This window comes from Allochromatium humboldtianum (genome assembly GCF_013385175.1).
In the GTDB taxonomy this organism is placed as follows: domain Bacteria; phylum Pseudomonadota; class Gammaproteobacteria; order Chromatiales; family Chromatiaceae; genus Thermochromatium; species Thermochromatium humboldtianum.
The window spans coordinates 671-26,900 of sequence record NZ_JABZEO010000008.1 but is presented as its reverse complement, the minus strand read 5'-3'; the positions used below and the strand labels follow the sequence as shown (position 1 = coordinate 26,900).

The following is a 26,230-nucleotide window of genomic DNA, read 5'->3' as shown; positions in this document are numbered from 1 at the left end:
GCGTCTTGGAGAGCTCGCCATAGCGCTTCTCGAGTTCCGCGCTCAGTTCCATCGCCAGCATCGAGTCGACACCGTACTTCTCCAGCGTCTCGCCCGGCTGGATCTCGGACGCCGGGATCCTGGACAGCGCCGAGATCCGCCCCACCAGATAGGCGACGAGCTCCTCCCGGGCGCCGAGCGCCGGGCCGTCCTTGGGCCTGGCCGCCTCGGGCTCGATCTCCGGTCGAGCCGGCGGCGCCGCACTCAGCGCGGCACGGATCCGCTCCCGATCGCCGAGACATCCCCATATCTGAGGCAGGTCACAGGCCAGTGCCTGCTCGAACAGTTCGAATCCGGACGCGGTGTCCAGGGGCCGCAGGCCCAGCCGATCCGCGCGCTCCGTCGACGCCGGCCCCGGCATTCCGCCCTCCTCCCACAGCGGCCAGTCGATCGAGCATGTTCGGCCACGGCGTTTTCCTTCGGCGCACAGACGGTTGCGATCGCGTGCGAAGGCATCCAGCCAGGCATTGGCGAAGGCGTAGTCGCTCTGACCCGCGTTGCCCAAGACGGCCACGGAGGACGAAAACAGCAGAAAGCCGTCCAGATCCTCGTCCCGGGTCGCCTCGTCCAGGGCCAGGGCGCCCAGGATCTTCGGACGCAGCACGGCGGCCAGGTCTTCGTCGGTCTTGTTCATCGTCAACCCGTCCCTGAGGATACCGGCCGCATGGATGACGGCGTCGACGCGGCCGAAGCGCTCCCGGGCCGCCGCGATCAGGGCTTTGGCGCCGGCGCGCTCGCTGACATCACAACTCACATAGATTGCCTGCCCGCCGAGCGCCTCTACTTGGGCCTGCCGCTCGGGATCCAGTGTCGACCGACCGGCCAGGACGACCTTCGCCTCGTGATGCCGGATCAGGTACCGGGCGAACAGCAGACCGAGTCCGCCGGCACCGCCGGAGATGACGCAGACGCCTCCCCGGCGCCAGGAGAACCTGCTCTGCGGCTCGACCTCTTCGAGTCGTCGAACCTCACGCCGGCGGGCGAGCCGGCGCACTTCCGTATCCGTGTTCGACAGCTCGCGCAACAGCACCTCCGCCTCCGGTCGCTCGACCGCGACCGTCTTGATCGAGAGTCGCGGGTGTTCGTGGCGAATGCTCTTGGCATAGCCGCCGATCGCCTCGCCGGATGGATCTCCGGGCGGATAGGCGACGAGTAGCCTCAGCGGCTCCCGTCCGCCCTGCCGGATCAGCGCCCGGGTGAGGCGATGCAGGGTCCGGATCCCAAGGTCCAGTCGCTCGTCCAGGCTCGCGTCCGCGCCCGGACACACCAGGATGATGGCGTCGTGCGGGGTCTTGCGCAGCAGGCGCTCGTAATCCTTCGGGTGCTCGGCGCGGAGACTGACCCGGTTGGCCTTCACCTCATACCTGGAACCGAAGCGGACACGAGTCACACGTGCGCCAGCCCGGCGCAATGACCTGGCCAGTTCTGGGCCTGGGTCGAACAGCAGGAGGTCGCCCGAAAAAACGTCTTCGCCCGGGTCGAGCGGTGCGTCGCACCAGACCGGGGTGTGAAAGATGAAGTCCGCCCGGCGATCCGGCAAACGCCGGATCACCACCCCGTCCAGGCTCGCCAGCGGGCGGCCCGCGTCGTCGAGCAGGCTCAGGCGATGGCGCCGCATCCCGCCAGCCTCGCGCTCCAGGCGCGCGTAGGCCCAGCACGCACGGGGCAGGGGCGCCGGACACTCGACTCGATCGACGGCAAAGGGCAGGCTCAGACCGGCCTCGTCCGACCGCAGGAAGGCCAGCGACTGGAGTGCCCCATCGACCAGGGCCGGGTGGAGTCGATAGGCATCACCTGCACCCCAGACATCGGGCACCCGTAGCCGGCTCAGGACTTCATCCGAACCCTGCCTGAGTTCCTGGATGACCTGATAGCCCGGCCCGTATTCCAGCCCCCGATCGGCGAACGCCGCGTAGACGTGGCCGACATCCACGCGATTGGGGCAGCGACGGCGAATCGCCTCCAGATCCAGGGGTGGCACGTCAGGCCGGTCGCCGACCGGCTCGGCCCTGTATTCAGCCCTGGCGTCGGCGAAGAGGTCGCCGTCCGCCGAGCGCAGTTCCAGGTCGAACCCATCCTGACCGGGCCGGCCCAGGGCGAGCGTCAAGTCGATTCCGTCGTCCCCGACCGCCAGTGGTCGCCGCCAGACCAGATTCCTGAGTCGCACCGGCTGAGCATCCGCCGCCAGCCGGGCGCCGGTGAGCAGGAGTTCGAGGATCGCCGCCCCCGGCATGAGCGGGCGCCCGGCGACCACATGATCCCTGACCAGTATCTCACCGCCGTCGAAACGGCTGTGGAACCTGAGTCCGCCGAGACTCGACACATTGCGATGCACCAGCGGATGGAGCCGGTCCGGTGCGCTCGGCGCGACCGCCGTGCCCGGACGGGCCTCCGGCCAGTGACGCCGGCGCGCGAAGGGATAGGTCGGAAGACTCAGCGTTCGGACCCGCCGTCCCCGATGCAGTCGCCGCCAGGGGACATCCAGGCCCGCGATCCAGAGCCGCGCCAGTTTCTCGAGATCCCGGCTGTTCAGGAGCGGCCCGAGCAGCGCCTCATGGTCCCCCAACTGGCGAACCAGTTCGACTCCATCGCGCCCCGCGGCGACATTGCCGCGCAGGATCCCGGCGGAGCGATCGCCCGCCTGCAGGAACAGCTCCAGTCTCTCGATCAGATCCCGGGTGCCGGACACCAGCAGCGCGAGCCGCTCGGCCATCGGCTCGCGACCCACTTGCAGGGTGAAGGCCAGGTCACATAGGCGCGTGTCCGGATACTGCCGCAGATAGCGGAGCAGGTTGCCCGCCTGCTCGTTCAGGCGGTCGGCGTCGCGGGCCGAGAGCAGGATCAGTTCGGGCTCGTCCGGCTCGACCTGTGGCTCGGGGTCCGGTGAAAATTCCTCCAGGACCACATGGGCATTGGCGCCGCCGAACCCGAACGAGCTCACGCCGGCGCGCCGCGGCAGCGGCCGGCCGTCACGATCCAGCAAGGGCTCCCAATCCGTCGTAGCGGCGGGAAAATAAAACGGCGTCCCGGCGACCTGGATGTAGGGATTCAGGGTCGTGAAATGTACATTGGCCGGGATGCGCCGATGCCGCATGGCGAGCAGTACCTTGATGACCCCGGCGATGCCTGCTGCGGTCTCCAGATGACCAATGCTGGATTTCACGGCGCCGACCGCACAGCGCGGTTGCGGAACCTGACCGGAGCGCTCGGCGAAGGCCTTCTTGAGACCATTGATCTCGATCGGGTCGCCGAGCGGCGTCCCGGTCCCATGGGCCTCGATATAGCCGATGGCGCCTGGATCCACGCCCGCCCGGGCGAAGGCCTCGCTCAGCAATTGCGCCTGGGCGAGCGGATTCGGAACCGTCAGGGACTGGACATGGCCGCCATGATTCTCGGCGCTGCCCAGGATCAGAGCCCGGATCGAATCGCCGTCGGCCAGTGCCCGGCACAGCGGTTTGAGCAGGATGGCTCCGACCCCTTCGCCGCGCACATAGCCGTCGGCCCGCGCATCGAACGACTTGCAGCGCCCGTCCGCGCTGAGCATACCGGCCTTCTCGAAGGCGACGAAGGCCGCAGGGCTGGCCAACAGGTTCACGCCGCCCACGATGGCGGCCTCCGAGCTCCCGGACTCCAGCGACTCGATCGCCCGATGGATCGCCACCAGCGAGCTGGAGCAGGCGGTATCGATCGCCTCGCTCGGTCCACGCAGATCGAAGAAGAAGGACACGCGATTGGCCAGCACCGAGTGCGCGTTACCGGTCGCGCTGTAGGCCTCGACGCCGATGCCGCGCATGGACAGCAGGTTGGCATAGTCATTGGCGGCCACTCCGACGAACAGTCCGGTCCGGCTGCCCGCCAGGTCCGCCTTGCGATAGCCCGCGTCCTCGATGGTCTTCCAGACGGTTTCGAGAAACAGCCGCTGTTGCGGGTCCATCAACTCGGCTTCGCGCGGCGAGATGTCGAAGAACAGCGAATCGAACTTGTCGGCGTCCGCGATCCAGCCGCCCCAGGGCGCCTCGGAGGCCGGACCGAAATCCCAGCGGTCCGCCGGGGCGCGGGTGATGAGATCCCGTCCGGCCTCCAGATGGCTCCAGAAGGTCTCCAGGTCCGGCGACCCCGGAAAGATGCCGGCCAGGCCCACCACCGCGATCGGCTCCCGGCTTGCGGTGGCGCGGTCGACGGGTGGGACCGGCGCAACCCGGACCTCGGCGCGCGGCGGTCCGGCGTCGGCGACGACCTCGTCACGCGGTTGGTCCGGGGGGGCAGTGGTGCCGGCGCTGAACTGTTCGGGATAGGCGCCGAGCAGATGATCGGCGAACGCCTGCAGGGTCTGGTACTCGAACAGGATCGCCGGTGTGGTCTCCAGACCCAGGGTGCGGTTGACCTCGTTCGACAGGGCCGTCAGGGTGATGGAGTCGAAACCGTACTCGGCCAGCTCGGCCTCGGCGTCCAGCACCTCCGGATCCAGCCTCAGAACCTTGCCGACGACCTGCTTCAGGGTCTCCATCAGCGCCTCCGCCGCAGAGCCGGCCTGGGGCATCGCCGGCCCCGGCTCAGCCTGGACGGACGCCTGAACGCCGGTGGCCGGAGCCGGACGCGGGCGTTCGAGGCGCGAGAAGAACCGGTTCGGGTCGCCGTGGAAGACCGCGCACTGGTCCTCCCCGGATCTGAGCGCGTCGAGCAGGGCCTGGATCCCGTCGGCTCGGGCCAGTGGCTGTAATCCCAGTACCGACGACTGAAACTCCAGTGACTGGGGATGGACCGGCATACCGCCCTCGGCCCACAGGGGCCAATCGATCGACAGCGTCCGCCCGCGACGCTCTCCGGCCCGCACACGTTCGTTGCGCACGCACGCAAAGGCGTCGAGCCAGGCATTGGCATAGGCATAGCCCCCCTGCCCGGCGTTGCCCAGGAGGGCGGCGGTCGAGGAGAAGAGCACGAACAGGTCGAGCGGTTCCGAGCGGGTCGCGGCATCCAGGGCGTTCGCTCCCCGGATCTTGGGTGCCAGCACGGACATGAAGTCCTGGTCGCTGGTGTTGCGAATCCAGCCGTCCCGCAGGACGCCGGCCGCGTGGATGACGCCGTCCAGGCGGCCGAAGAGATCTTTCGCGCGTTGCACGGCCTTGTTCGCGTCGTCCAGGCGTGCGACATCGGCCTGGAAATAGGCGGCCCGCTCTCCCAGGGCCTGCAAGCTCGCCGCCGTCCGCTCGCCCGGTTCCGACCGTCCGACCAAGAGCACCCGGGCGTCGAAGGTGTCGACGAGGAAGGCGGCTAAGATCGATCCCAGCCCACCGGCGCCGCCGCTGATCAGGTATACGCCACCCGGTTTGAAGGAGGGTCCATCATCGATTCCGACGGTCAGGGGTTCGAGCCGGGACTCCTCGCGGACGCCGTCCCGATAGCGTACCTGCACCGCCTCGTCCGCGAGTTCGTCGAGCAGCCGATCGACCGCGATCGGACCCTCGATGGCGAGGGTCTTCAACAGTATCCGTGAGTCTTCCTGACGCAGGCTCCGGGCATAGGCGGCGACGGCGTCGAACGCCGGATCTCCGGGTGGATGCAGATAGAGAAGGGGCACGGGAGCCGTGCCGTGCCGGTTCGCGAGTGCCCGGACCAGACGGTGAAGACTGAGGATTCCGGACTCCAGCGCCCCATCCGGATCGGCCTCGACGCGCGACCAGTGATGGACGACCGCGTCGAAACTCAGATCGTTCACGAGCCGTTCGTAATCGTCCGGTCGATCCGGGCGCAAGCGGATCGGATCGTCCGTGACCGAGTAGTCGTCCCCGGCGATCGCACGTCGCACCCTGAGGCCGGCCCGGTCGAATTCGCGCTGTAAGCGCGTGTCCGCGTCCATCAGCAACAGGGTTCCCGCGAAACGCGCTTCTGGAATGGCCGACGGGGACGGTCGCCACACCGGGCGGGCGAGGAACAGCCGTCGCTCGTCCGCGCCGAAACGCCGCATGGCGAGCCCCTGCAACCGCGCCAGGATTTCACCGTCCGGCGTGGCCAGGGTGATCTCATAGCGTCTGACGGCGCCGGAATCCGTCTCGACTCGACCATGGGCCAGGCAGGTTGTCGGCAGGGCGCGCCGACAGACCAGCTCACGGAGCTCGAACGGAACCTCCATGACGCCGTTGCCGGCGCCGATGACCGCCAGGCTCTGCAAGGCTCCATCGAGCAGTGCCGGATGCAGCCGATAGCCGCCCTCCCAGACCGGGGGTGTGGCCAGTTCGGCCCAGCATTCGGTCTCGCCGTGCGCCAGGGTCCGGATGACCTGGAACCCCGGACCATACTCGAGTCCGCGCGACCGGAATCCAGCATAGAGGGTCGCCGGATCGACCGTCTGCCGGCAGCGCGTCTGGATCGCGGGCCAGTCGATGGGGGCGGGCGGCTCGGCCAACGCGCTCCAGTCGGCCTTGCCCTGGGCCAGGGGCTGGCCCTGGTCGTCCGTCAACGTCAGGCGCGCCGACTCATCGCCGTCCGCGCGAACGGACAGACGCAGCACGACACCCGACTCGGCAACCACCGGCCGTGACCAGACGACCTGGGTCAGCCGGATGTCTTCCCGCCCGGCGAACACCGAACATCCGGCCCGGGCCATGTCCAGGATCGCCGCCGCCGGCATCAGGCGTCGGCCCGCGATCCGATGATCCCGCACGACCGGCTCCGAGCCGGTGAACCTGGATTCGAACACCAGCTCGGCCCCCTGGCGGCGCTGGTGGTGCAGCAGCGGATGCACCCGGGTCGGCGCCGGTTCCGCCGGTCCGCCCGAGGGCGCGAGCGGCTGGATCCAATAGCGCTCGCGCGCGAACGGATATCCCGGCAGTCCCAGCCGGCGAACCGGCTCGTCGCGGTACAGGGTTCGCCACTCGAAGCGATCACCGGCGACCCAGCGTTCAGCCGCCTTGCGCAGGTCTGCGGGCGGCGCGTCCGGGATCGGCGCACCACCGGCGTCGGCGCCACTTTCGACGCGGGCCTTCTTGACCCGTCCGAACCAGACCCCGGCGGCGGTCTGTCCTTCGGTCGCGATGGAATCGAGCCTGGAGAGGAGTTCGGCACGATCGGCGACGATGAAGGCCGCCCGCTCCTCCAGCGCCTCACGCCCGACCTGTAGCGTGAAGGCGACCGAACGCAGCGGATAGTCTTCAGGCGCTGCCTTGGCCAGAACATCGGCCAGCGCGCGCGCCACCTCCCGCAAACGCTTCCCGTCCTTCGCCGACAGCAGGATCAGGGATTCGCGGTCAGCTTCCAGCGGCCGGCAGCCAGCCAACTGCTCTCCGGCTGAAGGCTGGAAGCTGGAAGCTGAAATCGGCGCGACGAATTCCTCCACGACGATATGGGCGTTCGCCCCGCCCGCGCCGAAGGAACTGAGGCCCGCGCGCCGTGGGACGATCTGGTCGCCGATCCGCTTCCTCTCCCAGGGCTCACGCCTGGTCTGGAGTCGAAACGGCGTCTCGTCGAAGCGGATCCTGGCGTTGGGTGTCTCCGCGTGCAGGGACGGCGCCAGGGTCCGATGGCGCATCTGCAACAGGACTTTGGTCAGTCCGGCGATACCGGCGGCCGATTCGAGATGCCCGATGTTGGTTTTCACCGATCCCAGGGCACAGGACTGCACGGGCACGGCGTCACCGGCGAGTGCAGCGAAGGCTTTGGTCAGGCCGGCGACCTCGATCGGATCCCCAAGGGCGGTCCCGGTGCCGTGCGCCTCGATGTAACCCAGGGTGCGCGGGTCGATATCGGCCGACCTGAGCGCCTGGGCGATCACCTCCGCCTGCGACTCCGGGTTGGGCACGGTGTAGCCATTGGTGCGACCGCCGTGATTGATGGCCGAGCCCTTGATCACTCCATGGATCCGATCACCGTCCGCGAGTGCCTGCGCCAGGGGCTTGAGCAGGACCGCCCCCACGCCCTCGCCGGGCACGAATCCGTCGCCGCCCTCGCCGAAGGCGCGGCATTTGCCCTCGGACGAGAGCATTTTCATCATGCAGAGATGCGAGTATTTCGACGGATGCAGATAGAGATTCACCCCGCCCGCGATCGCCTGTCGGCATTCCCCGCGACGAATGGCTTCACAGGCGAGATGGATGGCGGTCGACGAGGCCGAACAAGCGGTATCGACCGGGAGACTAGGACCGTTGAAGTTGAAGAGATAGGACACCCGGTTCGCCAGTGACCAGGGCAGCGTGGTCGGCAGAGCGCGTCCGCCGACGTCATGGCCCAGGCTGGCGTAGCTGTTGCTCGTGACCCCGACGAAGACCCCGACGTTCGCGGCATAGTCCTTGCCGATCGAGCGGCCCAGCTCCTGGCGACTGTAGCCGGCGTCCTCGAGCGTGTGCCAGACGACCTCCAGGAACAGCCGTTCCTGGGGGTCCATCAGCTCGGCCTCCAGTGGCGCGATGTTGAAGAACAGCGGATCGAAGCGGTCCACGTCGCTCAGGAAGGCGCCCCAGCGGCAGTACATCCGGCCCTCGGCCGCCTTCTCCGGATCCGGATCATAGAAGGCATCGATATCCCAGCGTTCGCGCGGGATCTCGGTGACGCCATCGACCCCGGACGCCAGTGCTTCCCAGAAGTCGTCCAGGCTTTGTGCACCCGGATAGCGTCCGGCGAGTCCGATGATGGCGATGTCCCTTGAGTCGGCTTCCAGCGGCCGGCTTCCAGCTTCCGGCGGCGAGCCGCCGGCCGCCTGTTCTCCGGCTGAAAGCTGGGGGCCGGCCGCTGGCTCAGGGACTGGATCCCGGACCGCCGTTTCCTCGGGGACGGTGGACGCCCTGAACAACGCCTCGATCGAGCTTGGGTAAGACGTCCGCAAATGCTCGGCCAGCTTCAGGATGTTGGGTTGCTCATAGAGCAGGGTCTTGGAGACGGCGCCGAGATCCTGTTCCAGCCGCAGATTGAAATCGTTGACCACGATCGAATCCACGCCGAGGGCATCGAAGCGCTCCTCGGGATCGATCTCGTCCAGCGGTAGCCCGGTGACGGCGGACAGGATCTCGGTCAGATAGCGTTCGACGCGCCCGGAAAGATCCGGGGCCGTATCCGTATCCGGCGCAACGGTCGCGGTCGGCGCGGGCGTCTCCAGCCGGTGAGCGCCGAAGAGGGCCGGCAGCCTGTCGCGATCGCCCCAGAGTGGAACGACCTGAGGCTCCCCGGATCGCAGCGCGCGCTCGAACAGCGCAATCCCAAGCTCGCTCGGCAGCGGACTCAGACCCGTCGCCCGTAGCCGTGCCCGCATCGCTTCACCATCGAGGCGCATACCACCGTCCTGCCACAGGGGCCAGTCGATGGAGAGGGTTTGGCCCCGGCGCAGACCGGCCAGACGCTGTCGTTCGCGCCGCGCCGCGAAGGTATCGAGATAGCCGTTCGCGAAGGCATAGTCGGACTGACCGGCGTTGCCGAAGACGCCGGCGGTCGAGGCGAAAAGCGCGAAGAAGTCGAGGTCATCCTGGGCGGTCGCCAGATCCAGGTTCTCGGCGCCGCGCGCCTTGGGCGACACCACCTCCGCGAACTGCTCAGGCTCCTTGCGCAGGATGTAGGCGTCCCGGATCACGCCGGCCGCGTGAATGACGCCGTGGATCGCACCGAATCGCGCCCGCGCCTGCTCGACGGCCTTCAGGACGTCCTCGGGTTTGCCGACATCGCACTGGAGGTACAGCGCCTCGCCGCCGAGTTCCTCAAACGACTCGAGCGCGGTTTCGATGTCCTGACCCTGGACCGAGCGGCCCAGTAGCACCAGACGCGCCACGAAGCGTCCGGCCAGATGTCGGGCCAGGAGGCGTCCGAGTCCACCGAGACCGCCCGCGATCACATAGACGCCCCGCTGTCTGAACGGCGTTGCCGGTGTCTCCTCGATCTCCAGGGGCTCGAAGATCCGCACCTCGCGCTGCCCGTCCAGCCGGCGGATCTCCAGGTGCTCGGCCGGCCCGTGCCACTCCGACAGTAGCTCGACCTCGGGCCGCTCCGCCTGGAGGGTCTGCATGTCCAGCAAGGGCTGTTCCTGGACGAGCGACTTGGCGAACGCCGCCACGCCGCCGAACTCCGGAATCTCACCGGGCGGATGACAGAACAGCAGACGGATCCTCGACCCGACGCCCCGGCGGATCAGCGCGCGTGAGAGATGGAACAGCGAATGGATCCCGGCGTCCAGCGGCGATCCGACGGCGTCGGTCTCGAACGCCCAGGCATGGAATACGAACCTCGGATCGACCGCCTCGACGAGTCGCTCGTAGTCCGCCTCGCGCGCCGGGTCGAGACGAATCCGGCCCGGCGCCTGCTCGAATGACCGACCCGGCACGACCTGCGTGATCGCCAGCCCCGGATAGGCCGTCTCGATCCTCCGCTTCAGCGCCGCGTCGGACGAGAACAGCAGCAGGTCGCCCGCGAGCCTGACATCGGCGGCGGCCTTGGATGGGCTCGGAATCCAGCATGGACGCAGAAACAGTGTCTGTGCCGCGTCGGGTTCGGACTCCGTGGCTTCCGCCGTGACCCTCGGCGCGACCTCGGTCTGACGCAACCGGTCCGGCGCCCAGTAGCGCTGCCCGGCGAACGGATAGGACGGTAGCGGCACACGCCGTACATTGACGCCCTGATAGAGCGCCTCCCAGTCGATCAGGGCGCCCTTGGTCCAGAGCTGGGCGAGTCCGGCCCAATCTCCCTGCCGCGCCAGGGCCACGAGGACGGCGTGCTCCTCGTCGCCCTCCGGCAGGAGCGTCCCATTGGCCTCTGCCGATCCAAGGCTTCCGCGATAGGTCTTCCCCTGGGGAACGCCGTCGAGGAATCCGCGCAGTGCCCGCACGACCCCGCCCGGATCGCGCGCCGTAAAGGCCAGACGCTCCTCGAACGCCTCCCGTCCCACCTGGAGGGTATAGGCGACATCGGCCAGCCGGCGCGACGGGTCCGGATGATCGGCCAGTCGCTCGATGTAGGCCAGCAGTTGCTGCGCCCGGGCGCGCAGACGATCCTCGCTCCGGGCCGAGAGCACGAATAGCCAGGGCGCGCCTGATGCGCCGTTCGCCGTGACCGTCCGCTCAGCCGGGATGAACTCTTCGAGGATAACGTGTGCATTGGCGCCACCGGCGCCGAAGGCGCTCACGCCGGCACGCAGCGGCGGCCGGGTCCGTCCGCCCTCTGCTTCGGCGGCGGTCAGGGCGGGCGGGCGCCACTCCATCAGGCTCTGGGGCACGAAAAAGGGTGAATCCTCGAACTTGATGCTCGGATTGAGCCGGGCCGAATGCAGCGAGGGCGCGATCCGCCGGTGGCGCATCTGCAGCAAGACCTTGGTGACGCCCGCGATGCCGGCGGCCGATTCGAGATGACCGATGTTGGATTTCACCGAGCCCAGCGCACAGGTCTGCCGGGGAAGCTCCCGACCGCCGGCGGCGCGACGGAACGCCCTAGTCAGTCCCGCGATCTCGATCGGGTCTCCCAGCGCGGTCCCGGTGCCGTGCGCCTCGATATAGTTGATGGTGCTCGGATCCAGGCCCGAGCGCGACAGCGCCTCCTGGATCAGGTCCGCCTGCGCGCTCGGATTCGGGACGGTGTAACCATTGGTCTTGCCGCCGTGGTTCAGCGCCGTCGACTTGATGACGGCATGAATGTGGTCGCCGTCCGCGATGGCCCGGTCGAGGGGTTTCAGCAGGACCGCGCCGACACCCTCGCCCGGCACATACCCATCGCCGCCCTCGCCGAAACTGCGGCAGCGCCCGTCGCTCGCGGCAAAGCCGCCGGGGCTCAGGAGCATGTCTTTGTGCGGATGCAGGGTCGTGTTCACGCCGCCCGCGATCGCGAGTTCGGATTCTCCAGTCCTCAGGCTCATGCAGGCGAGATGGATGGCCGACAGCGACGACGAGCACATGGTATCGAGTGCGATGCTCGGCCCGTTCCAATCGAAGACATAGGACACGCGATTGGCGATCGAGGCATAGGAGGAACTCAGTGGATACACCCGCCCCTGTTCGGGATCACCGGCGCCATAGAGCTGATACTGACCGTACATGACGCCGACGAAGACGCCGATCTTCCGACCGGCCAGCGCGCCACGGCGATAACCGGCCTCTTCCACCGTTCTCCAGACGGTCTCCAGGAACAGCCGTTCCTGGGGATCGAGCGCGTAGGCCTCGCGCGGCAGAATGTTGAAGAAACGCGGGTCGAACCGCTCGACTCCGTCGAGAAAACCGCCCCATTTGTTGACCGTCTTGCCCGCGCGACCTGGTTCGGGATCGAAGAAGAGCCGATAGTCCCAACGCTCGCCTGGAATCTCCTCGATACAATCCCGGCCCTGGCTCAGCACCTCCCAGAACTGCTCCAGATCATCGGCCTTGGGGTAGCGGCCGAAGACCCCGATGATGGCGATGTCTCCGGCATCGTCCAAACGCTTCGTCGATGCCGGTGCGGAACCCTGGGGACTGGAATCGACCTGGAGGTCTTGAGGCCGTCCGCCCGGTGACGTCGGCGCATCGGCCTTGCGGAGGGTCTCGGACGCCGGCGGCGCGAACAGCTCCGCCAATCGCGGCGCGTGATTGGCCAGGAAGTAGTCGCCCAATTCAGCGAGGGTCCGGTATTCGAACAGCAGCGTCCGCGACAGCTCACCGAAGTCCTGTTCGAGACGCTGGGTGAACTCGACCACCATGATCGAGTCGATGCCGTACTTCTCCAGCGGCACCGAGACCTGGATGCGCGACTCCGGGAGGCGGACCTGCGCCGAAAACTGCTGTTTCAGATACGCCAGCAGCCGGTCGCGATCAGCGAAGGGCGCACTGCCCGTCCGGACGGATTCGGAGCGGACCGCAGGCGCCGGATCGTCCACGGGATCGAGTCGGATGCGGTCGGGATCGCCGAGCAGGGCGAGCACCTGGTGCTCACCGGACCTCAGGGCGGTCTCGAACATCCGGAATCCGCTCTCGGCGTCGACCGGGGCCAATCCCGCGCGGGCCAGGGTTTCCTCGACCGAGGCGGACGTCTTCATGCCGCCTGCCACCCAGGCGGGCCAGTCGATCGCCAGCGTCGTCCCGGACCTCTGACCACGCCGTCGCTGAAGCTTGCGCCACTGGGCGAATTCGTCGAGAAAGGCGTTCGCATAGGCGTAGTCGGCCTGTCCGAGGTTGCCGAAGACGCCGGTGATCGACGAGAAGAGGACGAAGACATCGAGCGCATCATCCCGCGTCGCCTCGTCGAGGAGGTGACTGCCCCGAACCTTGGCCGCGAGCACCGCCCTGAAATCCTCGCTGGTCTTCTTGAGCAGCAGACCGTCACGCAGGATCCCAGCCGCCTGAATGACGCCGTGCAAGGCACCGAAACGGCGTTTGACCGACTCGACCGCCGCGACGACCTGGGCGCGATCCGTGACGTCGGCACTCAGATGGACGACCTCGGCGCCCTGGGCTTCCAGTTCGGCGATCACAGCCCGCCCGTCGGGCGTCAGTGCCGAACGTCCCATCAGGGCCAGCCTGACCCGGAGGTTCCGGGCGAGATAGCGCGCGAAGAGCAGGCCGAGACCGCCTAGTCCGCCCACGATCAGATAGACCCCCTGTTCACGCAGCGGCAGCGGGGTGACGGGTTCGGGCGCGAAGACCTCGAAGCGCCGGACCTCGCGTCGTCCGTCACGTCGGCGGATCCGATGATCGCGCGCACTGTCCCGTAATTCGCTGACCAGGGGCTCGATATCCGGTGCATCGCCACCGAACGCCTCGGACTCGATCGTCTTCAGGATCAGGTTCGGGCGTTCCTGTCTCAGGGTCGCGGCATAGCCGGCGAGCGCCGGAAAGACCGGATGCGCCTCGGGCGCATGCAGCACCAGCAGGGGCAGCCGCGCCGCGAATCCGGCGCGGATCAGGGCCTGCGTCAGATGGAAGAGCGCGACCGGACCCCGCTCGACGGCCGCGTCGAGATCCCAGTCACCCCGGCTCCAGTGGTGGATCACCGCCTCGGGCGGATAGTCCCGGATCAGACGCTCGAAGTCCCCGGCACAGGCGGGATCGAGCGCAACGACGCCCGCGTCGTCATGATAAGCGTTCCCCGGCCTGACCCGGATGATCCGGGTGTCCGGAAACGCGCCCTGCAACGCCCGACCCAGTGCCTCGCCTTCGTCGAACAACAGCCACGGCCCGACGCCGGCGGATCGAGCGTCGCCGACGATCGGTGCCTCGACCCACTGGGGTCGTGCGTACAGCGGTTCGATCCTGGCGCCGGAGATCGGGGACAGCGCCCGCATGACGACACCCTTGAGCTCGCCGATCACCAGACCCGAGTCGTCGAGCAGGTCGATCCGTAACCTGAGCAGACCCGGACCGCCGCCGTCACGCCGGACATGGGCGTGGCAGCGCGAAGGAAGGGGACCGAGCACGGCCTCCTCGATCGCGAAGGGCACCGGGATGCCCGAACCGCGACCATCGCCGAGTGCCGCCGTGGTCTGCAAGGCCCCATCGAGCAGGATCGGATGGGCCAGGAAGTCGCCCGCCCGTGCAAGCGCAGACTCGGGCAATTCGATCAGCGACAGGGCCTCGTCGTCGGAGAACCAGAGATCACGCAGACCCCGGAACCCGGCGCCGAGTTCGAGTCCGGCCCCGGCGCAACGCGCCGCGATCGCCTCACCGGATTCGTGCCGCCGACAGCGCGCGCGGATGGCCGCCAGGTCCGCCCGGCGCTCAGCGCCCGCGTCCGCCGGACGGATGGAGCCCTCGGCGTACAGGGTCCGGTCGTCCCCGGATCGCACCTCGAACCGCCACCCAGGTTCCAGATCGGTCAGACGCACCCGCACCGAGGTCTCGCCCTCCACGACCAAGGGACGCAGCCAGGTCACGCGGGAGAGCAAGACATTCGGTTCCCGACCAGCCAGCCGGTTGGCGGCGAGCGCCATTTCGAGATAGGCCACGCCCGGTAGGGTCCGGCGACCCGAAACACGATGACCGGCCAGGAAGAACTCCGAGCCCTGGAAGCCGGCGGCGAACTCGACGCCAGTGGGCGAGTCCGTCAGACGCCGCTGGACGAGCGGATGCAACACCCCGGACGGCGGTGCGGCCTGTATCGGCGTCGCCGACACCCAGTAGGACTCGCGCGCGAACGGATAGCCGGGCAGGGGCACGCGCCGTCGGGATTCACCCTGATGCAGCTGCGACCAGTCCAGGTCGAACCCCTTGACGTACAGGGCCGCCAGCGCGGCGAGCTTGTGGCGGTAGCGCTCGGGATCGCTGTGCTGGAGTTCGGGCAGATCCTTCAGGATCATCGCGATCAGTTCCCGATGCACGGCCTCGTCGGGGTCATCGACGTCAACGCCGGCGGACAGCCAGCCATTGGCCGTCGTGCCGTCCCGGACCAGGGTGGTCAGGGTCGCGCGAAACTCCTGGAGCGAGTCCGCCACCACGGCGCAGCGATCGTGAAAGTGCTCCCGGCCCAGGTTCAGCGTGAAGCTGACATCCTCGGCCGTCTCGCCCGACTCGATCGTGCTGAAGCGCTCCAGCAACTGCCCGAGCGCCTCGCGGGTCTTGGCCGACAGGGTGAACAGATAGGCGGGCTTGGAGGGGCGGCCCGGTCGCGGACGGGCCGGCGCCTCTTCCAGCACCAGGTGAGCATTGGTCCCGCTGAATCCGAAGGAGCTGACGGCCGCGCGTCTGGGTTGACCGGGCGGCTGGGGCCATTCGCGCAATTCGGTATTGACGAAGAAGGGACTGTGCGCGAAATCGATATGGGCATTGGCCTGCCGGAAGTTGAGCGATGGCGGGATCTGCCCGTGTCGCAGCGACAGCAGCACCTTGATCACCGCCGAGACACCCGCCGCCGCCATGCCGTGCCCGATGTTGGTCTTGACCGAGCCGAGCGCGCAGAATCCGTTCCGGGACGTCTGTTTCCGGAACGCCTCCGTCAGCGCCTGGACTTCGATAGGGTCGCCGAGCCGGGTGCCCGTGCCGTGGGCCTCGACATACTGGAGACTCTCCGGGCTGATGCCGGCACGCGCATAGGCCTCGAGTTCGACCGCCGTCTGGGACAGACTGCTCGGCGCCGTGATGCCGTTGGTCCGGCCATCCTGGTTGATCGCCGAGCCGCGAATGACGGCGTGAATGCTGTCCCCGTCGCGTCGGGCCGCGGCCAGAGGCTTGAGTACCAGCACCCCGACGCCCTCGCCGGGGACGAACCCGTTAGCCGCCTCGTCGAAGGTCTTGCACTGACCGTCCGGAGACAGCATGCCCAGGTTGCCGAGTGCCAGATAGGCCTTCTCGGTGGCCAGGATCCTCACCCCGCCGGCCAGGGCCAGGTCGCACTCGCCGCTCAGGAGCGTCCGGCAGGCCAGATGGATCGCCACCAGCGACGACGAGCAGGCAGTGTTGACGGCGATCGCCGGCCCCTTGAGATCGAGGTGATAACAGAGCCGCGCGGCCAGGATCGACTCGGCGTTGCCCTGGAAGATGGGTGCATGCTCTTGTGCTGCCGCGCTTGCCGTCACCCGATGGATGTAATCGCCCGGCTCCACGCCGACGAACAGTCCGCACTTGTCCGGTATCCGGGCCGCCGGCCCAGCATAGCCCGCGTGCTCGAGCGCGTGATACGCCTCCTCCAGAAACACCCGGTGCTGGGGGTCGGTCACTTCCGCCTCGCGCCCGGAGATGTTGAAGAAGAGCGGATCGAAGGCGTCGACGCGGTCGAGAAAGCCGCCCCACTTGGAATTGGTGCGGTCGGGCCGCTTGGAGTTCGGATCGTAGAAGGTCGCGCTGTCCCAGCGATCCGCCGGAACCTCGACGATCGAAGACCGTCCGGCGGCGAGATTCTCCCAGAACTGCTCGACATCCGCCGCGCCCGGAAAGCGCCCGGAATAGCCGATGATGGCGATGTCACCCTGGCCGGACGGCGGTGCGACCGGCTCCGCCTCGGGTTCCTCCAGGGGCGTTTCGCCGGCGACCGAGTTCGGATCGGGCGTGCCCGGAATGACGGCGGCGAGATGGTCCGCTAGCCGCTCGACGGTCGAGTAGTCGAACAGCACCGTCGGCTGGAAGCGGGTGCCGAACGTCTCATTGATCCGCTCGATCAGGGAGACGCTGACGATGGAGTCGACGCCGACCTCGGTGAAGGGCGCGCGGGTGTCGAGATCCCCGGACGACAGTTGCAGAACGCCCTCGATCAAGGCGGCGAGGTCACGGCGGATCCGCGCGCAGTCGACGCCGGAGTGAAGCGCCTTGGGTTCGGGATGCAGGCCCAGGCGCGACAGCGCCTCGTCGTTCGCCCGAAGATAGCCCACCGCGTCCAGGCCGCCGGCGAGGATCCGCTCCACGGCCGCGAATCCATCCTCGGGTCGAATGCCGCCCAGACCGGCGGCGGCGAAGTTCCGGCCCATGGCCGCGTCGAGACTGTGCGCCCAGAATCCCCAGTGAATCACCCGCACCGGGAAGGACGCCTGCCGGCGAGCGATCTGGGCATAGGCATCGGACGTACAGCAGGCGGCGGCATAGACTGCACGTCTCGCCTCATGGAGGAAGCTCTGCGCCGAGCCCATGAACAGCAGGAAATCGAGCGGCAGATCCCGGGTCAGTTCCAGCAGGACCGCGCTGCCCCTGGTCTTGGGATCGAGAACCTGACGGATCTGGTGTTCATCCATGTCCCGCGCCAGTGCATGCTGCATGACCATCGCCGAATGAATGACGCCGTCGATCCGTCCGAACTCACGGCGGGCGAGATCCAGGGCGCCTTGCATCTCGGCCGGGTCGTCCACCCGTGCCTGCACGTACAGGGCCTCGCCGCCGTCCTGCCGGATATGCGCGAGCTGCCGCTCGATCTCGCCGTCGGGCGGGCGCCGGCCCGTCAACACCAGTCGGGCGCCATGGTGGCGCGCCAGTCCGGAACAGAGGATGCGACCGATGTTGCCGGTTCCACCGATGATCAGATAGACGCCATGCCGACGAAAGGCGCTCGCGTCGGATTCAGGCAGTTCCACCAGACGCAGCCGCTGCTGCCGGCGCTCGCCGGCGCGCCAGGCCGCGATCTCACCGGCCCGCTGCGGCGGTTCGGTCAGGACCGCCGCCGCGTTCCCGGCCAGCCGCGCGGGGTCATCGAGATCCAGCGGATCGAGGTCCAGGCAGGCGATATCTAACTGCCGCAGTTCGCGAGCGAGCGAGCCCGCCGCCCCGACGAGTCCGGCCCCCTCGGGACGGACGGACTCGCTGGGTTCGACCTCGAGGGCGCCGGCGGTCACCAGGCGGATCGCCGGCGGCGACTCGAACCAGCCCAGGGCGTGCGCGGCCTCGATGGTCCTGAAGAAGGCGATCACGCCCGTCTGCTGTGACTGCTCGGCCTGGGCGACCGCGTCCCCCGAGGCGCGCGGTCCGATCGATCCGGTGAACAGGATCAGGTCGGGCCGTGCCATCTGCTTCAAGCACCAGGCGATCCCCTGCGGGTCGTCGAGGTCGGCTTCCCAGCACCCCTCGTCGAGGGGGCGGGACGCTCGGCCCAGTCGCATCCGTTGCACGAGCGGGGCGCGACTGGCCTCGATCAGGACGTCGTTCAACGGATGGTCCGAGGAATGGATCAGCAGCACCCGCTCCCAGGAGCCGATCCCGGTCTTCTCGCTCCGGCTCTGCTCCCAGACGGGCACGAAGAACCGGCCATCGGGCGCCAACGCATCGCTCCGGGGCGGCGACAACGCCCGATCCGATGGCCGGGTCTCGGCCTCGGCCCGATCGAGATCGCGCGGCGGCGTTCGGTTCGGCACCCAGAAGCGCTGCCGCAGGAAGGGATAGCCGGGCAGTGAGACAAAGCGGGCAAGCGCCCCGCCGCGCAACCCGACCCAGTCGACGGCGCCGCCGGCCACCCACCAGGCCGCCCAGCCGTCGAGATCCCCGGCTGTCGGCGGCGTCGGCGCGTCCCGGTCCGCCGACGCGCGCCCGGCGCAACCCAGATGCAGGCCCGGGATCGGCGCGTCGGACGCGGACCAGGCGAGGAGTCGACGCGCGCCTTCGTCGAGATCGTCCACGACCATCGCCAGTCGTTGCGGAAGCGCCTCGCGACCGCTTTGCAGGGTGAAGGCGACATCGCGCAGCGACGGGCGTCGGCCTGAACCTGCACGGTGATCGGCGTCATCCGGCATCCGGTCGGCGGACAGGAAACGGCCCAGGTTCGCGGCCATCTCTTTGAGTTGCTCCGGGGTTCTGGCCGAGAGCACTAGGATCTCCGGCCCGGCGGCGGTCTCGGACCCGCCACCCATGTCGTCGAGCGCGTCGAGAGACTCTTCCAGGATCAGATGCGCGTTCGCGCCGCCGGCCCCGAACGAACTGACTCCCGCGCGTCTGGGTAGGCGCCGGCCTTCGACGACCGGAGTCGTCCAGGGTTCCAGAACCCGCTGCACACGGAAAAAGGTCTGGTCGAACCGGATCCGGGGGTTGGACACGTCGGTATGGATCGAGGGCACGAGCCGGCCATGGCGCATCTGGAGCAGCACCTTGGTGACGGCCGCGATGCCGGCGGCGGACTCGCAGTGCCCGATGTTCGACTTGACCGAGCCGATCGCGCAGAACCTGTCGTCAGGCCCCTGTGGTCGGCGGTCGAGGGCCGTGGTGAAGGCCTGTTGCAGCCCCTCGATCTCGATCGGGTCGCCGAGCACGGTTCCGGTGCCGTGGGCCTCGATATAGGTGATGGTCGCCGGATCCAGACCGGACTGCCGCAGGGCACTCAGGATGACGTCCGCCTGCGAGCGCGAGTTGGGCACCGTATAGCCATTGGTCTTGCCGCCATGGTTCAGCGCGCTGGCCCGGATGACGGCCTGGACGCGACGGCCTTCCGCCCGCGCGCGCGACAGGGGCATCAGCAGCACGGCGCCCACGCCCTCGGCGGGCACATAACCGTCGCCGCCCTCGCCGAAGGCCCGGCAACGCCCGTCGCTCGCGCTGAATCCGCTCTGGCTCAGGATCAGATCCTTCTCCGGATGAACCGTGGCGTTCACCCCGCCCGCCACGGCCAGTTCGCATTCACACCGTCTCAGGCTCTCGCAGGCCAGATGAATGGTCGTCAGGGACGACGAGCACATGCTGTCCAGCGCCAGGCTTGGACCATGCCAGTTGAAGAAGTAAGACACCCGATTGGCGATGGTCGAGAAGTTGGAACTGAGCGAAACCGGGTTGCCCTTGAGACGCTCCTCGACACCGTAGAGCTGATAGTGGCCGTACATGGCGCCGACGAAGACACCGACCTTACGATCGTCGAGGCTCGTCTTGGTGCAGCCGGCATCCTCCAGGGTATGCCAGACGGTCTCCAGGAACAGGCGCTCCTGGGGGTCCATGTAGCCGGCCTCGAGCGGGGAGATGTTGAAGAACACCGGGTCGAACCGATCCATGTCCCGGATGAAGCCGCCCCATTTGTTGTTCGTCTTGCCTGGCGTCATCCGTCGCGGATCATAGTAGTCCTCAATGGTCCAGCGTTCGCCGGGCACTTCCTCGATACAGTCCCGCCCGGCCGCGAGGTTGGCCCAGAATTCATCCAGATCGGCGGCCATCGGGTAGCGACCGGCCACCCCGATGATCGCGATCGGGTCGTCGGCGATGGTCGTCGGCGTGGCCTTTGGAACCGGCGCGACATCGGGCGCGTCGACCGGCACGGACGGCTCGATCGCGCACGCGGCATCGACCGGCTCCGGGGCGGCCGGGATCTCAGCGTCCCCCGCGTCCGACCGACCGAGCGCCCTGGCGAGTCCGTCGGCATGCTGGTCGAGCAGATAGGCGCCGAGCGCCTCCAGGGTCGGGTATTCGAACAGGATCGTTCTGGAGAGATCGCCGAGGTCATGCTCCAACATCTGCGAGAAGGTCGAGACCATGATCGAGTCGAGACCATAGTTCTCGATCGGCTCATCGGGCAGCACGTCGGCGACCTGGAGCTTGGTCAGCTCGGCGAACCGCTGAATCAGGTAGTCGATCACTTGTTCGCGTGTCGGTTTCCAGCTTCCGGCTTCCGGCTTCCGGCTTTCAGCCAGAGAGCCGGCGGCTGGCGGCTGGCCGCTGGAGGCTGGCGGCTGGAGGCCGGCCGCTGAAAGCCACCCGCGAATCGCCGCCCGATCGCCGCGGCAGGCCAAGACCTGCGCCTCCCCGCTCGCGAGCGCCTGCTTGAACAGCGCCCAGCCGGACGCGCGGTCCAGTGGTTCGAGGCCGATGGCGCTCAGGCGATCGGCGTCGGCGCGCATGCCGCCCTCGCTCCACAGCGGCCAGTCGATCGACAGGGTGCGTCCCTGGCGCGCGCCCGCGAGTCGCCGGCGTTCGCGCCGGTGGGCGAAGGCGTCCAGATAGGCGTTGGCGTAGGCATAGTCCGCCTGCCCGGCATTGCCGAACAGACCGGCCGTCGATGAGAAGACGACGAAGAGCGACAGAGGCTCGTCCTTGGTCGCCTCGTCCAGCGCCTCGACCCCGGCCATCTTCGGCTTCAGCACCGCGTCGAAGTCCTCGACCGTCTTGTTCCAGATCAGGCCGTCCCTGAGCACGCCGGCGGCGTGGAACACGCCGTCCAGTCGACCATGACGTCGCTTGGTCTCGGCGACCACGCGGGCGGCCTCGTCGAGTCGGCTGATGTCAGCCTGCAGATAGCCGGCTCGGTCCGCGAGTGGTTTCAGGCGTTGCGCCCTGGTCTCATCCAGCGCCGAGCGTCCGACCAGCACCACGCGCGCGTCGAACTCCTCGACCAGACAGGCGGCGAAGATCAGCGCCAATCCGCCCAGACCGCCCGTCACCAGGAACACACCGCCCCTTGGGATCGCGGTCTCGGTCCCGATCGCCCCGGACGGGATTTCTTCCAGCGATCTCAGGAGTCGTTCGCCACGCGCGTAGCGGACGTCGAGTGATTCGTCGCGTAGCTCGGCGAGCAGGGTCGCCGCCAGAGTCGCCGCCGGGCTCGTGCGTTCGACGCCCAGTGCTTTGAGATGCAAGCGCGGCTGTTCGAGACGCAGACTGCCGGCATAGGCCCCGACGGCCTCGCCGGCCGGATCGCCGGATTCGTACAGATGCAACAGACGCACTGGCCGCGCGCGCCGCACGGCCGCCTGGGTCAGACGATGCAGGCGCCGGATGCTCTCGGCGCTGGCGTCCTGGCCCTGAACATGGAGGATGGCGCCCGCCTCGACTTCACTCAGGAGTCGTTCGTAGTCTTCGGACCGATCTGGACGGATAGTGGCCAGCGGGCGGTTCAGCCGGTAATCGGCCCCGGTACTGACCCTGATCAGGTTCACACCTATTCCTTGCAACGCCTCGGCCAGTTCCACGCGGTCATCGAACAGCAGTACCGGACCGCCCGCCGGCTCGGCAGAGGTCAGGATCGGGGTCGGCGTCCACCTGGGCCGGAACAGCAGACGTTCGCCGCGAGCTGGAACCGCTCCAGGGTGTCGGGTCATGAACCCCTGGATCCGCGCCAGTGTCTTGCCTTCCAGGTCGAGGATCTCGATGTCGTAACGGCGCACTCCGGCGCTTGCGGCTCCGGATCGCCTGCCGATGGCGAGACAACGCTCGGGCAGCGGCGCGAGGCTGATGATCCGCTCGACCGAGAAGGGAAGCTCCAAGCCGCCGTCGGCCGACAGCAGCGCCAGGCTTTGGAAGGCACCATCGAGCAGTGCCGGATGCAGACGGTAGGTCTCCGCGCCCCAGTCGGTCGGACGTTCCAGCCGGCTCCAGACCTCGTCCTCGCCCGCGCCGATCTCGCGCACGGCGCGAAATCCCGGACCATAGTCCAGGCCAAGAGCGGCGAATCCGGAGTAGAACTCCGCCGGTTCGATCCGTCGCGGACAGCGCGCCCGGACCGACTCGAAGGCCGGACCGGCGCTCTCGCCCGTCGCGGTCAGGGTCGCCTTGCCCTCGGCCTTGACCGTGCCGTCGGCGGCGCGGAGCTGAAACGCCAGTGTGTCCGGCCCCTTGGCATGGAGCGCGACCCGGACCTCGAGACCCTGGTCATCCGCCACGCAGGATTGTAGCCAGACGAGATCCTGGAGCTGTATCGCGTCGGTCTCGGCCGCGAGCCGAACGGCCTGCCAGACCATCTCGATGATCGCGGCTCCCGGCAGCATGGGCCGGCCCTCGACCCGATGATCCCGGATCACCGTCTCGGCGACGTCGAAGCGGCTGCCGAAACGCGGCTCCGTCAGGGTCGATTCGTTCCAGTGCACGAGCGCGCTCAGCCTCGGCGTCCGGGTCTCGACCGGCGCCGCCGGCTCCCAGGGCGGCGCCGGCCAGTGTCGCACCCTGGCGAAGGGATAGACCGGCAGACTGACCCGGTGTCCGGGGCGGTCACGCCACAAAGCCTCCCAGTCGATCTCGACGCCCGTGACCCAGAGACCGGCCAGCTTTTCGAGATTCCGGCCCCGGATCAGCGCCTCCAGGAACTGCCGGCCTTCCTCGCCCGACAGCAGGGCGTCGGACCGTCCGGCCTCCCGCCGCGCGTTCCCACGCCTCAGGGCGGTGGACGGTTCCGGGTCGAGGGCGCGACTCAGGCATTCCGCGAACTCGTCCCAGTCCGAGACCAGGAAGGCCAGACGTTCGTCGAGCGCCTCGCGACCGACCTGGAGCGTGAAGGTCAGGTCGGCGAGGTTCGGGCGGTCGGCTTCCGGCAGGTGCGTCACCCATTCATGAAAACGCCGGACGAGGGCCGTCAGCCGGTCGTCGTTGGCGGCGGAGAACAGCATCAGGTACGGACCTGGAATGGCCTCGGCCGCCGTCGTCAAGTCCGCGACGAACTCTTCGACGATCAGGTGAGCGTTTGCGCCTCCCGCCCCGAAGGAACTGATGCCCGCCCGGCGTGGTGCTCCCGCCGGCGGCGTCCAGGGGCCGGCTTCGCGCTGGAGGACGAAGGGCGTGTCCTCGAACGGGATGTGCGGATTGAGGTCGCGCGCATGCAGGCTCGGCGCCAGTTCGCGGTGTCGCATCTGCAACAGCACCTTGGTCAGACCAGCCACCCCGGCGGCGGCCTCCAGATGCCCGATGTTCGACTTGACCGACCCGATCGCGCAGTACTGCCGGGGCAGCTCGCCGTCCGCCGCGCGCTGGAAGGCCTTGCTCAGCCCGGTGATCTCGATCGGATCGCCGAGCGCCGTCCCCGTGCCGTGCGCTTCCACATAGCTGAGGGTGCGCGGATCGATCCGGGCCTGTTTCAAGGCCGCAGCGATGAGGTCGGCCTGGGCATTGGGGTTGGGAACGCTATAGCCGTTGGTCTTGCCGCCGTGGTTGATGCAACTGGCCCTGATCACCGCATAAATGTGATCGCCGTCGGCGACGGCCCTCGACCTGGGCTTGAGCAGCACGGCGCCCACGCCCTCGCCCGGCACATAGCCGTCACCCGCCGCGGCGAAGCTCTTGCAGCGTCCGTCTTCCGCAGCATAGCCGCCCTGGGCCAGCCCCACGTCCTTGAGCGGGTGTAGCGCCAGATTCACGCCGCCGGCGATCGCCAGCTCGCTCTCACCGCGGCGCAGGCTTTCGCAGGCCAGGTGAATCGCGGTCAGCGACGAGGAGCACATGGTATCCACCGCCAGACTTGGCCCGCTCCAGTCGAAGAAGTAGGAGACGCGGTTGGCGATGGAGGCATAGGACGCATTGAGCGCAAGCAACTGCCCCGGGCGCGACTGCTCGAGTCCGAGGAGCTGGTAATGCCCATACATGACCCCGACGAAGACGCCCACCGGACGCTGTCGCAAGGCCGACTTCCGGTAGCCGGCGTCCTCGAGCGTGTTCCAGACCGTCTCCAGAAAGAGACGCTCCTGCGGATCCATGCCTTCGGCCTCGCGCGGCAGGATACGGAAGAACAGCGAATCGAACCTGTCGATGTCGGTGAGGAATCCGCCCCAGCGGTTGTAGGTCTTCCCGGCGGCGGAGGGCTTGGGGTCGAAGTAGTCGCGGACGTCCCAGCGTTCCGGGGGCACTTCCTGGATACAGTCGCGACCGGCGGCGAGATTGCGCCAGAACTCGTCCGGACTCTCCGCCTTCGGGAAGCGTCCGTACAGACCGATGATGGCGATGTCCTGATCGTTCTCGCGCGACGGAACGGGACGGGGAGGGGACTCGACCGCTTGCACGACGGGTTCGCTCCGGGCCGACGGCTCCGAGGTTGCCGTGCCCCGGAGTCGCTGGAGCGTCTCGGCGTGATGCGCCTCGAAATAGGTCGCCAGATCCTGGAGCGTCTGATACTCGAACAGCAGCGTCTTCGACAGCGGACCGAAATCCTGCTCCAGGAGTTTGGTGAAGCTCATCACCAGGATCGAGTCGATCCCATAGTGCTCCAGGGGTTCTTTAGGACGGATCCGATCGTGCGGGATCTTGGTGAGCCCGGAGAAGCGTTCGATCAGCAAGGCAAGGGCGCCGAGTTCAGCGGGCGGCGGGCCGGCGGTCTCGGTGGGCGACAGGTTCTTCATCCCAGGTGGTGAATCCGCCGTCGGCGCCGGGTTCGTGACGACCGCCGTCACCTGGTATTCCCCGCTGGCGAGCGCCGCCTCGAAGATCCGGAGGCCCTCCGCCGTCTCCAGCGGCGGCAGCCCGCCCGTCTTGAGCGCCGCCAGCTCCGGATCGAGCTGCATCCCGCCGTCCTTCCACAGCGGCCAGTTGATGGACAGACTCCGGCCGGGTCGCTCTCCGCGCGCCTGAAGTTCGGCGCGCGCCGCGATGAAGGCGTCGAGATAGGCATTGGCGAAGGCGTAATCGCACTGCCCGACATTGCCGGTGACGCCGGCGATCGAGGAAAAGGCGACGAAGAACTCGAGCGGCTCGTTCGCCGTCGCCTTGTCGAGGACCGCGATGCCGACCGTCTTGGGGCGCAGCACCAGGGCCGCTTCCTCGGCCTGCTTGTGGCGGATGAAGGCGTCGCGATTGAGACCGGCGGCATGAATGACGCCCGCGATCGGGCCGAAGGTCGCGCGGGCCGTTTCGATGCAGCGCCGCACATCGGCCTCGTCGCAGACATCGCCCGGCACATAGAGCGCCTTGTTCCCGAATTCACCGAGCCGTTCCGCGACAGCGGCGTCCAGCGGCGATCGTCCCATCAAGACCACCCGGGCCCCGCGTTCATGCACCAGATAACGGGCGAAGATCAGACCCAGTCCACCGAGTCCGCCGGTGATCAGGTAGACGCCGTTGTCCCGGATCGGGATGTCCCCGGCCGCCTTCGGCTCGAACGGACGGAAGGTGCGAACCTCCCGGACACCATTCACGTAGCGCACTTCGATTTCGTCGTCCGGCAGCATCGTTTCGGTGCTCTTCAT

The 26,230-nt window shown here is 68.2% G+C and carries 1 protein-coding gene (only partly in view); it reads right to left on the bottom strand.

Features of this window, described 5'->3' with window-relative positions; all coding sequences use genetic code 11:
• A protein-coding gene (locus HW932_RS12685) for an SDR family NAD(P)-dependent oxidoreductase (RefSeq protein ID WP_176976862.1) crosses the window boundary here: on the bottom strand, positions 1–26,230 show its 5' portion. The gene continues 1,262 nt to the left of window position 1, outside the view; 26,230 of the gene's 27,492 nt are visible here — the first part of the coding sequence; the start codon lies at positions 26,228–26,230; its stop codon lies off the left edge, out of view.